The sequence below is a fragment of the Halomonas sp. NyZ770 genome, assembly GCF_020616575.1.
In the GTDB taxonomy this organism is placed as follows: domain Bacteria; phylum Pseudomonadota; class Gammaproteobacteria; order Pseudomonadales; family Halomonadaceae; genus Vreelandella; species Vreelandella hamiltonii.
Map to the genome: position 1 here is coordinate 1,389,347 of NZ_CP085143.1, position 12,127 is coordinate 1,401,473.

General features: G+C 60.7%; 6 protein-coding genes and 1 tRNA gene. 4 read left to right on the forward strand and 3 right to left on the reverse strand.

Annotated features, from left to right (window positions below):
- Nucleotide 1 precedes the first annotated feature (1 nt).
- Nucleotides 2-2,029: a capsular polysaccharide biosynthesis protein gene (locus tag LG409_RS06335; RefSeq protein WP_227407854.1), complete on the reverse strand. Its 2,028-nt coding sequence runs from the start codon at nt 2,027-2,029 to the stop codon at nt 2-4.
- A 273-nt stretch (nt 2,030-2,302) separates the two neighbouring features.
- On the opposite strand from LG409_RS06335, the gene LG409_RS06340 reads away from it, so the two are divergent.
- A complete protein-coding gene (locus LG409_RS06340) occupies nt 2,303-4,318 on the forward strand; it encodes a sensor domain-containing diguanylate cyclase (RefSeq protein WP_227407855.1) in 2,016 nt (671 codons plus the stop codon).
- Here LG409_RS06340 and LG409_RS06345 read toward each other — a convergent pair.
- Nucleotides 4,315-7,389: a bifunctional diguanylate cyclase/phosphodiesterase gene (locus LG409_RS06345; protein ID WP_227407856.1), complete on the reverse strand. Its 3,075-nt coding sequence runs from the start codon at nt 7,387-7,389 to the stop codon at nt 4,315-4,317. The genes LG409_RS06340 and LG409_RS06345 overlap by 4 nt on opposite strands.
- 127 nt (nt 7,390-7,516) lie before the next feature.
- On the opposite strand from LG409_RS06345, the gene LG409_RS06350 reads away from it, so the two are divergent.
- The gene (locus tag LG409_RS06350) at nt 7,517-8,464 is read left to right on the forward strand and encodes an AEC family transporter (protein ID WP_039177736.1); all 948 of its coding nucleotides are present in this window, start codon (nt 7,517-7,519) and stop codon (nt 8,462-8,464) included.
- 52 nt (nt 8,465-8,516) lie between these two features.
- Nucleotides 8,517-8,593: transfer RNA gene (locus LG409_RS06355), tRNA-Arg, on the forward strand.
- A 164-nt stretch (nt 8,594-8,757) separates the two neighbouring features.
- Here LG409_RS06355 and LG409_RS06360 read toward each other — a convergent pair.
- A complete protein-coding gene (locus LG409_RS06360) occupies nt 8,758-11,598 on the reverse strand; it encodes a PAS domain-containing protein (RefSeq protein ID WP_227407857.1) in 2,841 nt (946 codons plus the stop codon).
- Between the two features lie 246 nt (nt 11,599-11,844).
- Here LG409_RS06360 and LG409_RS06365 point away from each other — a divergent pair, with 246 nt between their 5' ends.
- Nucleotides 11,845-12,093, forward strand: coding sequence for a putative hemolysin (locus LG409_RS06365; RefSeq protein WP_227407858.1), 249 nt, complete (start codon nt 11,845-11,847; stop codon nt 12,091-12,093).
- Nucleotides 12,094-12,127 lie beyond the last annotated feature (34 nt).

The window sequence follows — 12,127 nt, forward strand, 5'->3', positions numbered from 1 at the left end:
CTCAATGTCTTCCAATGAATACGTTACGATAGCTGCGATAGAGCCGCTGCTTCCATGTAAGCAAATGTTTTTGTGAGTGATGCTGACGCGTCTTGGCCTGTTCCAGTAGCGCGACGACGGTTTCAGCGTTGCATAGCTGACCCGTGTTTGGGTCGACATAGCCGGGGTATACCAGCAGGGTGCCTGCCACCAGCTCATCCAGGGTCAGCTTGCGTGTGCGTCTTGGGCAGTGCATGGCATCGCGGGTCAGCCCCCAACCGGCATAAAAGGGCAGGCCATAGGTGTGTACCTGACGATGTCTCAACAGCGCCTCGAAGCCGGTCAGTGAACTCATGGTGTGCACGGCATCGACCCGCTCCAGCAGGGCGGTGATCTCCATGTGGCTGCCGTCGAGATCATACAACTGTTTGGCGTCGCTATCGAGTTTGCCGACCCGCGCGCCACTGGTAACGTCTGGGTGAGCCTTGTAGATGATGAAGGCGTCCGGGTGGCCTTGGCGCACGGCACGCAGCAGGGCGCTATTGGTACTGACCTGGGGAGAACCGGTGGCGATCGAGGCGTCGCTTTCCACCTGGCCGGGCACCAGGATGACGTGCTTGCCACTGGGCAGGTCTATTTTGGCCTGACCATAGACGTTGTATTTGGAGAGCTTGAGGGCCACCAGGCGTTCACGCAGCGCTGCGGCGCGTTCAACCAGCGGCGCATCGAAGGCGTGGGTTTCCAGAAGCGTTTCCAGCTCGCTGGGCTGGGTGGGGTCGTAATAGATGCCTTGGCGGTCGATGGCCAGGGACAGCGGCGTGGTCAGGTCTGCCCCAAGCCCTACCGAGCGAATGAAGCCATCTTCGATGCGCCATACTTTATGCAGAGCGTGGGCATTACGTGCCTTGAACTCTGGCGTGAGGGCGCTGGACCAGGCCAGGATGCGGGGTGCCGACGGCGTGCCTTCGAGAGTGCTGGGCAGCGTTTCCTGGTAGTGAATGTTGGCGCAGGGGCCGAGAAAACAGCCGATGAAACCACGTTTCCAGGCGGAGAAACCGCAGGCTACCCATGGACCACGCAGGCGTTCCTGCTGGCGACGCTGGTCGGCCAGCAGGGTAATGGTTTCTTCCAGCGTGGCGGGCTGGCAGGTGTAGGGGTTGGCGTAGCGTGCGTAGCGCAAATACGCCGCCGCAAAGACTTCCGGCAAGGAGCGGGTGCGCGTACGGCGCGGGCAGGCCAGCTTGTCCTGGGTCAGCCCCCAACCTGCGTAGAAGGGCAGCCCAAAGCAATGCACCTGTTTGCCTGCCATGAGGGCTTCGAAGCCGAGCTGGCTGGTGACGACGTAAACGCTGCTGACCTGATCGAACAGTGCCCAGGGGTTGATGTCTTCACTGATGATGCGGCAGCGGGGGTGGTCGAGTGCCTGGGTAAGATGGCCCTGTTTCTTGCCCGCAATCACGTCGGGGTGGATCTTGACCAGGATCTCCTCATCGGGGTGATTGGCCAGGGCTTCCTGCAGCATGCGTTGAAAGCTCTCGCTGCTGGCACCACCATAGGTGATCGATGCATCGCCTGCGGTTTGGTCGACGACCAGGACCGTGGCGTTGGAGTGATTCAACGGTGTATCGGGGGCGTGATTGTACTTGGAGAGACGATGGTGCCGCAGCAGGGCCATGCAGCGCTCGGCACGGGCCAGCTCTTCGCTGCTGAAGGTGGCTTCGTTGATGCTCGTTTCCAGGTCGCTGGGGCGCGAGGCGTCGTAATAGATGCCGGTGACATCCACCACCATGCTATGCGGTTGATAGCCCTCGACACCGAGGCCAAGGGAGCGCAGGAAACCGTCCTCCAGGGCGATGTGGGGCAGGTTCTTGCGCTCGGCATAACGTTTCGATCGTCGCGTCGTGGGCTTGAGGCCCCAGCCAATGACCGTTGACGGCGGAGAGCAGAAAGGCCTGATCGGTATGACGTCGTCAAACTCGGACAGCAGCACTGAAAGAGTCGCAATTTTACCGATGCCTGAGGATGTATAACCCGCCGTACGTTTTGCCATGGAAAAGGCCGCAAGTCGTCCTGATAAAGATACCAAACAGGCGGCGAACATACGTGAATTGGGCAGGGTTATCAATTCGTGGCGCGCAGTGAGCGCTTGGCTGACCAGGCTAGCGTGCTGGCATGCCTTGGCCTAGGGTGATACAAGGAGATTAAGTTGAATTATATCAACGCGCAGTTTGTGATTGTTTTTGGTAAGTTGATTGCCTGTGATGCAATAACGATTGAATTTTAGGGCAGTATTCAAGGAACGTTGACGAAATAGGAATTTCTGGTGCGACTAGCCCCCCTCATCAACAGGCTGTTGACGTTACGCTCCTTGAAAGGGCGGCTGCTGCTGGGCCTCTCTTTCGCCTTGGCGATTTTGGCGGGCGCGGTGTTGAGCATGGCCTGGCAGGTCGGCAAGACCATGGTGCACGAGACCAACATGTCTCATTTGCGCTACGAGGCCAGTTTGCTGGCTGACGAGATCACCCAGCAGGTGAATCAGCGTATCAATGCGCTCAAGCGGTTGAGCAGCTCCATGGGGCCTTCCAATGACGTGGGTTGGCTTGCATACGAGCTGCAGAAAAACGATGCCTTGCTCTCCTGGTTCGATGGACTGATTGTGAGTGACGAGTATGGTGAGATCGTGGCGGACTGGCCCAGTGTGGTGGGGCGAGTGGGGCTCGATGCCTCGGAGCTCGAATATTTCAAGATGGTGCAGGGCATTCGCCGCCCTTATGTAAGCGAGCCTTTCATTGGCCGTGCAAGCGGCGCGCCCATGGTGCTGATGACCGTGCCCCGCCTGGATGAAGACCGCCGTTTTGCTGGGTTAGTGGCGGGGATAGTGAGCCTGGACCGTAGCGGCCTGTTCCAGCGATTGGCCACGATTCGTTTGGGTGACCACGGCTTTGCGGCGGTTTCCACGGCGTCAGGCAAGATTCTTTACCACCCTGATTACGAGCTGGTGAATGCAGAAATCAGCCGCGCCCAGCGCAATGCCCTGCTGGACCTGGCCCTGGACGGCTGGCAAGGGGAGGGGGTCAGCGAGCTGGCCGACGGGCGCTCCAGCCTGCAAGCATATGCGCAAGTGTGGCCAGCCAACTGGGTCGTTGGGCTCTATTTGCCCACCGAGCAGGCGCAGCTTCCGCTTTCGGGCTTCATCTCCAAGCTGTTTGGTATCTGGCTGGTGATTTCGCTGTTGATGATGCCGCTACTGTGGTGGTTGCTGGCGCGTATTCTCAAGCCCCTGGAGCATCTCGAACGCCAGATTGGCGAAGTAGGGGCTGGGCGGCGTTCGCAGTTGGCCCTGGCCACGGGGATGCAGGAGCTACAGCAGGTCGCCAATACCTTCAATCGTGTGGAAGACGAGCGCCAGCAGCTGGTGGGGCATTTGCAGGAGCGTGAGGCGTTTCTCGATTCGGTGCTGAGCGCCACCCCCCAGGGCATGTTCGTGGCCAACTTCGGTGGCAAGATCACCTACATGAACCCTGCGCTTTTGCAGATGCTGAGCATTTCAGCCGATACCCCGATGGAGCAGTGGCTGACACAGATTCACGCGGATGAGCGTGAGGGTGCGCGTGATATGTGGACGCATAGTCTCAAGACCGGCAGCGACTTCGTGCGCCAGCTGCGTTTTCTGCGCAGCGACGGCGAAACGCTGTGGCTGGATATTCATGCCCGGGTGGTGATGTTGACCCAAGGCGGCCACTCCTTGGGGTTGGTCGGTGTGGTGAAGGACATTACCGAGCGGCGCCAGCAAGAGGCGCTGCAGCGTTGGGAAGCCGAACATGACCCCTTGACCGGGCTGTTGAACCGACGTGGCTTCGAGCGCCGCCTGGAAGAGGCCTTCGCCGATTTTCAGAAAACCAGTACGCCTTCGGCGCTGCTGCTGTTCGACCTGGATCACTTCAAGCCGATCAATGACGAAGGCGGCCATGCCTTGGGTGACGAGATGCTGCGCCGTATTGCTCAGGTGGTGGCCTGGGAGGTGCGCCGCAGCGACCACGTGGCCCGCCAGGGGGGCGATGAGTTTGGCGTGCTGTTGCCTAGCTGCACGCTGGGGCAAGCCAAGGTGATTGCCGATTCACTGCGCAAGGCGGTGAGCGAGGTGTCGGTGACCCATGAGGGCAAGGAATATACCGTTACCTTGAGTATTGGCGTGACCGTCTTCGATGAAAGCGATGACGCCGTGGAAGTCGCCCTGGCCCGTGCCGATGCCGCTAGCTACGACGTCAAGGGCCAGGGGCGCGATGGCGTCATGGTCAAGCTGACGGGGGAAAGCGACCCGATGGCGTTGTTCGATTAACGCAGCGCAAACCCTTCTGCCTGCCAGGTTTCCAGCCAGCTTGGCAGTTCGTCGGCGGGCATCGGACGGGCAATGCCGTAACCTTGTGCCAGATGGCAGCCCATGGCCAGCAGGGCTTTGGCATGCTCCATGGTCTCGACCCCTTCGGCCAGCACCGGCCGTGAGAATTTTCTGGCCATGAAGATGATGCTTTCCACGATGGCTTTGTCATCCTCACTTTCCAGCATGTCGCGCACGAAGTCGCGGTCTACCTTGATCAACTGCACGGGCAGGCGACGGAAGTAGGCCAGCGAGGAGTAGCCGGTGCCGAAGTCGTCCAGGGCAATTTCGATGCCGAGTCGCTGGCACTCTTCCAGCACGTGCAGGGCGGCCTGCATGTCATCCAGCGTGGCCGATTCGAGTATCTCGATGGCGAGCAGCCGTGAGGGGACTTGCGGGTAGTACAGCAGCAGCTGTTCCAACTGCGGCAGAAAGCCGGGGTGCAGCAGGTGTTGCGGGCTGATGTTGACACTCACCTGCAGTTCGATGCCCATGGCCAGCCAGCTTTGCAGCTGCTTCAAGGCGGCTTCGATGACCCACTCGCCCAGATGAAACTCCAGCTCGCTGCCTTCCAGCAGGGGCAGAAATTCCGCGGGGTTGCGCAGCCCGTGTTGCGGGTGAATCCAGCGAATCAACGCTTCTGCCCCGACCAAGGTGTGCGATTCGAGATCGACCTGGGGCTGGTAGTAGAGACGAAATTCGTTATTGGCCAGGCCGTGCTGAATGGCGCTGCGCTCTTGCTGGCGCAGTTTGACCAGGTGTTCTTCATCGGTGCTGTAGCGGACGCACTGGGCGATCCCTTGGGTCTTGGCCTGGTACAGCGCCTGGTAGGCATGGCGAAACAGGGCGTCTGGGTCGACGTTGTCTTTGGGGTAGCTGGTCATGCCGAGACAGGCGGTGAGCTTCAGCTTTTGCCCGTTCACATGCAGCGGCTGCTGGATGGCGTGCTGGATGGTGGACGGGGTGAGGCGCTGGACTGGTCCGGCCAACACGAACTCATCGCCGCTGAGCCGCGCCGTGATGCCCTGGGCCTTGAAGGGGCTGACCAAGGCTTCCAGCCGTTTGGCAATGCGCTTGAGTATGCTGTTGCCGGTGGCGTAGCCAAACAGGTCGTTGAGGCGTTTGAAATCGTCGATGTTGAGGATCGCAACGGCCAGCGGGGTGTCCTGGCGCACCAGCGCTTCCAACTGCGTGCGGGCCAGCCGCTGGTTGGGTAGCCGCGTCAGCTCGTCGATATTGGCGGCTTTGTACAGCGCTTCTTCGTGCAGCTTGGTGTCGGTGATGTCCGACTGGATGGCAATGAAGCCGCCGCCGGTTTGCTCATTGGCAGGCAGCGGGTTACAGCTGATATGTACCCAGTACGGGGTGCCATCCTTGCGGTAGTTGAGCAGCTCTTCCTCGAAGTGCTGGCGGTGGCGCAGAGCATGGGCGATGCGCAGTACCGTGGCGCGGTCGGTGGCTTTGCCCTGCACCAGTTGCCCCGGCTTCTTGCCGACCGCTTCTGCGAAGGTGTAGCCACTGAGCCGGGTAAAGCCATCGTTGATCCATTCGATGTTGCCACGTGCATCGGTGATCACCACGCCGTTGCTGGTGTTCTTGGCCACCAGGGAGAGCCGTGCGATGGCCTGTTGGTCTTGCTGCTGCTGGCGGTGGTGGCGCAGAGTGTTGATGAACTGCCCGATACTGCCCAGCAGCGGGGCCAGGTACTCCACCAGGTCGGGATGATAGCCCCCGGGGCGATTGGCCAGGCCAATCATGGCGATGCAACGACCGTGGAAGTGAATCGGTGCCCCCAGAAACGCATCGAGCGGTGGATGCCCCGGTGGCAGGCCGCCGCGCCTGGCGTCGTGGGCGGGCTCATTGGCAATGACCACTTCTTCGTGGCGCATGACATGACCGAACAGGGTGTCCAGGTTGCTGAACACCATGCCGTTGGGGGCGTGCTGAGCGTAGAATTGCCGCGAGGGCTCGTCCCAACTGATGTCGGTGATAGCATGGGCCACCAGGTAGGGTGTCTTGTCGGTGTGGTAAAGCACTTCGCCGATGAAGCCGTATTCGCTGCCGGTGAGGGTGAGCAGGTCGTCGAGCAGCGGGTTCAGCGCCTTGGCATTGCCCTGTTCGTCGATGAAGCTGGCCTGCGCCCGCATGATGGCCTGCTCCAGTGCCTGCTGGCGCAGTAGCTGTGTTTCGACCTTCTTGCGGGGGGTGACATCGAGCATGGTGCCGATGATCTGCACCACTTGGCCATCCACGGCCAAGGGGTTGCCGGTGATTCTGACCCAGAGCGGCTCGCCCGAAGGGGTCTGCATCTCGAAGATGTCGTTGAAGGGCGTTCCGTGGGCAATGGCGGTGTCGATGGCTTCGACGAGGCGGGCGCGGTCAGCCGAGGTGTACGCCTGCATGCGCGCTTCGAAGGTGTTGGCTTGCCGAGCATCGGTTTGATAGAGCGCATCGACCACGTCGTTCCAGTGGGTGGTTCGGGTGGCGACATCCATCTCCCAGAGGCCGATGGCGGCATTGCCAATGGCTTGATAGGCGCGTTGGCTCAGGTAGTGCTCGAACTGCAGCACGGTGCTGCTGGCCAGTTGCTGCAGCAGTTCCCGCTGGGTAGGGCTCAGTTGGCGGGGCTTTTGATCCATGACGCACAGTGTGCCGATGATGTTGCCATCCTCGGCAACCAGCGGCATGCCTGCATAGAACACGACATGGGGCGCTTCACTGACCATGGGCAATTTATGGAGCCGCGCATCCAGGCGTGCATCCGATACTTCGAACAGCTTGGGTTCGAGGATGGCTTCCCCGCATAATGAAAGCTGACGCAATACCGTGGGGCTGTATTCGCCCACGCCACTTTTGACCCAGACGTGACTGGCATCCACCAGCGTGATCAAGGCCATGGGGGTTTCGCAGTAAGCAGCCGCTAGACGGGTGATGCGGTCAAACTCCTGGTCAGCCGAAAGATCCCCCAGTGTGTACCGCTTCAGGGTGAGAAGCCGGTGTGCTTCGTGTTCAGGGACGGCGGGCTGTACCATACGTAACGTATCCGTGATGCGCGTTTAGGGCTACTTTCCCTTATGCCGAGGTGCCTGTCTAGCCAGTCGACAAATCTTGGTCAACGGTAGAGTATAAGACGTCGCTTATCCAACTGAGAGAGCTGCTGTGGATCTACTGGAACTGTTTACCCGCACGCTAGACGTGACGCTACCCGTGTTTGCCATGGTGTTCATCGGCATTGGCTTGAAACGCCTTGGCTGGATCGACAGTGCCTTTATCAGCACGGCCTCGACGCTGGTGTTCAAGGCGACGCTGCCGACGCTTATTTTTCTGAGTCTAGTCAAGGCCGACCTGAGTGTCGCGTTGGACATTCCGCTGCTGCTGTTCTTCGCCGTGGCCACCCTGGCGCAGTTCGCCCTGAGCTGGGGCTGGGCGCATCTACGTGTGCCCCAGGCAGACAGAGGGATATACGTGCAGGGGGCCTTTCGCGGCAACTGCGGCGTGGTGGGGCTGGCCTTGGCGGCGGGCATGTACGGCAACTACGGGCTTTCGGCGGGAAGCCTGCTGCTGGGCGTGGTGATCGTGATGTACAACGCGCTTTCCGTGGTGGCCCTGGCGGCGTACCAGCCCGGCCAATCCACCGATTGGCGCAGCCTGCTGGGGCATATCGTCAAGAACCCGCTGATTCTTTCCGTGTTCGCGGCGTTGCCGTTCACGGCGTTCTCGGTAGGGCTGCCGAGTTGGGTGATGACCTCGGGCAACTACTTTGCCTCGCTGACGCTGCCCCTGGCGCTGATCTGCATTGGCGCCACGCTCTCGGTGTCCAGCTTGCGTGAAGGCAGCCAAGTGGCCATGAGTGCCAGCCTGATGAAGATGGTCGCCTTGCCCGCTTTGTCGACGGTCGCGGCGTGGCTGTTGGGCTTTTCCGGCGCGCAACTGGGCCTGCTGTTCCTGTTCTTCGCCAGCCCCACCGCCGCCGCCAGCTTCGTGATGGTGAAGGCCATCAACGGCAACGTGGCCCTGGCCGCCAATATCATCGCCATCACCACTCTGATGGCCAGCATCACCGTGACCCTGGGCATTTTCGCCCTGCGCCTGGCGGGGTGGATTTAAAGCGCGACGGTTGGCCGAGGCAAGCCAACGCGCTATACTACGCGCCCCCTAAGTCCCTGTAGCTCAGTAGGATAGAGCAGCCGCCTCCTAAGCGGCAGGTCGCAGGTTCGACTCCTGCCAGGGACGCCATTGGGGGGCTTCTCGGGAAGTCCTCAAAAGCCTAGAAACAGAGCTAGTGCGCTGAAATTTCTAATCTTTCAGCTCTATTGCATGTTCCTCTATACATTCCACCCTTACAATCAGAGGAATACCGTGTGGTATACCTCTCGCTCCGAGACTTACTCGCGTTCCCCTCACACCACCGGCAACTCAATCACAAACTCGCTGCCGCCGCCGGGGGCGTCTTGGTAGTGTACGTCGCCGCCTAGCTGGCGGCAGATTTCTCGGGTGATGGCCAGGCCCAGGCCGGTGCCGGGGAGTTTGCGGGTGTCGCTGCTGTCGGCTTGCGAGAAACGTTGAAAGAGCTGTGCCTGGAAGGCTTCGGGGACGCCGGGGCCGTGGTCGCGCACGCGGATTTCTGCGCGGCCTTGCTGGGCGTGGGCGGTGATGCTGACGGCTGCTCCTGCGGGGGTGAACTTGATGGCGTTGGAGATCAGGTTGGTCAGTGCCTGGATGAGCCGCTGGCCATCCACGTTGACGTTCAGGGTGGTGTCGTTGGCCAGCAGATGCAGGCTGACCTGGTGCTGGTCGCCATAGCTGCCCATGGATTCGATGGCTTCCGTGACCAAGGGGGCCAGGGGCTGTTCGGCGAGCTGCATGGGCATTTTTCCGGCCACCAGTTTTTCCATGTCCAACAGGTCGTTGATGAGCGTGGTCAGGCGCTGGCCGTTGCGCAGGGCGGTGTCGAGCAGGGCGGCGGCCTGGGGTGGAAAGACCCCCAGTGCGCCCCCGGCCAGCAGCCCCAGCGCACCGTTGATGGAGGTGAGCGGGGTGCGCAGTTCATGGCTCACCGTGGCGATGAACTGGTTCTTCATTTTATCCAGCCGACGCCGTTCGGTGATGTCTTCGATGAGCGACCAGATGACCCATTTGCCATCCGGGTCTTGGCTGAGCATGCCTTGCAAGCGCACCGGGTAGCGGCTGCCGTCCTTGCGGTAATACTCTTTTTCGAACGGGCCGTACCGGCCATGGGTGGCCAGGCTGGTCAGCACCAGCTCTTCTTCGGGTTGGTACTCTTTGGGGGTCAGGTCCCAGTAGCTGAGGTTGACGAACTCTTCCCGCGTGAAGCCGGAGGGCTGGATGAGGGCGTCGTTGAGGTCGATAAAGCGTCCGGTTTCGTAATCGTTCAGGGCAATGCCGATGGGGGCAAATTCGAACAGGCCGCGCAGGCGGCTTTCGTTGCGCTCCATGGCCAGGCGGGCCAGCTCTTGTTCATGAATATCGTACAGGTAGCCGTGCCACAGCACGCTGCCATCGGCCAGGCGTTCTGGGCGGGCTTGGCCGGTGGTCCAGCGGTAGTGGCCGTCGGGTTGCTTGACGCGGTAGGTGGCTTCCCAGTAATCGAGGGTGTTGGCGGAGTGCACGATACTGGCCGCGACGCTCTCGAGGTCGTCGGGGTGGATGGTGGCCAACGCGGGCCCGGCATCCTGGGCGGCTTCTTCTGGCGTAATACCGTAGAGCGCCTCGATCTGCGGAGAGCTGAACGGGAAGGTGGCGCGACCATCGGGAAATAGCCGGTATTGGTAGATCGTGCCGGGCAATTGGGCCATCAGTTTGGTGACCCGTTCGTTGCTCAGGCTGTTGGTGAGCGTGTCCGAGAGCCAGCGGGCGAGCAGGCGCATGAACAGGGTCTCGCTTTCATCGAACTCTCCCAGCCGGGAGTGGCTGGAGGTGAAGTTCAGGGTGCCGAATATTTGGCCCTCTACGTTCAGGGTAATACCTGCGTAGGTGCCGATGGGAAAGCTCTGGTTACATGGATGATGGTGGTAGCGGCTGTCGGAGACGTTGGCAATGAACAGCTCGTGCTGCTGGTCGGAAAGCAGCAGTTGGCACCAGGTCTGGTCGACGGGGAGGCTGTAGCCGGCCGGTATGGGCAGGGTGTCGGGCGCATCGACCCAGCGCACGGTGTACACGTCGCTTTCGATCTGGCTGATCACGGCTAGGTCCAGCCCGAGATAGGCCTTGGCACGGGCCAAGGCGTATTGGATTTTGGCATCGAGTGTGTCGGCGGGCTGAAAGGCGATATCGTTGAGCAGATTGAGGGCGTCGTGGTGCTTGCGCAGTTGGCTGCGGGCTTCGTGCTCGCGGGTGATATCGACAATGAAGCCTTCCATGATGAGCGGGTATTGCGCATTGCCGGGTACCCAGTTGCCGCGCTCTTCGACCCAGCGCCAGCTGCCGTCTCGGTGGCGAACGCGGTACTCGAAATGCCAGCCTTCCTTGCGTTCCAGCGCCAGGTTGACCTGTTCGGTCAGCATGGGGCCGTCGTCGGGGTGTACCAGCTCGGCGTAGCTGGTGGATTTGTTGTTCAGCAACTCTTCGGCGGGGTAGCCGCTGATCTGGTCGATTTGGCCGCTGATGTAGAGCATGGTCCAGTTGTCGTCGGGCAGGCAGCGGAACGTGACGCCGGGCATGTTGCTGAGCAGCGAGGCGAATTCGTCTCGGCTGGCTTGCAGTTCCTGAACCAGCCCGGAGCGCGAGGTGCCGTAGTCGATGTCTCTCTGCACCAGCTCCTCTACCATGGCGGCCATATCGCATAGCAGGCTGAGCTGCTCGCTACTCAACTGCTTGGGTTCGGGGTCTAGCAGGCAGAGCGTGCCAATGCGCTGGCCATGAATACGCAGCGGTACGCCTGCATAAAAGCGTAGAAACGGGGCGGCGGTGACAACGGGAAGTCGAGCGAAGCGGGCGTCTTGCCGAGCGTCTTCGACGATCAGCGGCGCATCGTCCAGCTCGGCATGGCCACAAAACGTCTGGTCGAGGGGCAGGGAGGGCAGGTCGATTCCTTGGCAGGACTTGAACAGGAGCTTGGCCTGGTGAATGAAAGAGATCACCGCCATCGAAACGCCGAAGGTTTGCTGGGCCAGCTGAGTCACGCGGTCGAAGCGTGCATCGGCACGGTCATCCAGCAGCTCGCTGATGGCTCGCACGAGGGGTGGCGTTGCGGGATTGCGTTGAATCGTTGGCTCTTTCATGGCGTGACCCACCACTCTCTGAAATGCATTGGCACGCCATCAAGGGGCACGCCTGACCTCCCCATAGTGTAAATACAGGCGGTATCGCGGTATCTAGCGCAGATGTGAAAAATTGTGGAATCTGGGAGCGTGTAAAAGAGGACGCGACTCGTGCGTCAAAGAGGCGCTATAGTCGGGTGACACATAGGTCTGGCAGGGCGCGATATGGCAGGTCGCAAGACTGGATATTGCGTTGAGGAAAATGACATGAGATTACGTTATTGGCCGCTGTGGGTAGCGGTAGGGATGACCGAATTGCTGGCGGGATGTGCCACGGCGGGGGGTGAGCAGGCGCCGAGCATGCAAGCGGCGGCGGCTGAACATTGTGAGGCACGGGGAGGCGAGCGTATCACCCGTGAAAGCCGTTTGGGGACGGGGCGTTATTGCCGCTTGCCAGATGGCCGAGTAGAGAATGAATGGCATCTTTACCGTACGGAACGGCTGGATAACTTCTAATCCTATTGGGTGGCTGATAGTGCACGTGGTCATG

Excerpts from the sequence above, each read along its gene's own strand:
- LG409_RS06335 (WP_227407854.1), bottom strand. The coding sequence starts at position 2,029 with ATGGCAAAACGTACGGCGGGTTATACATCCTCAGGCATCGGTAAAATT.
- LG409_RS06345 (WP_227407856.1), bottom strand. The coding sequence starts at position 7,389 with ATGGTACAGCCCGCCGTCCCTGAACACGAAGCACACCGGCTTCTCACC.
- LG409_RS06360 (WP_227407857.1), bottom strand. The coding sequence starts at position 11,598 with ATGAAAGAGCCAACGATTCAACGCAATCCCGCAACGCCACCCCTCGTG.
- LG409_RS06365 (WP_227407858.1), top strand. The coding sequence starts at position 11,845 with ATGAGATTACGTTATTGGCCGCTGTGGGTAGCGGTAGGGATGACCGAA.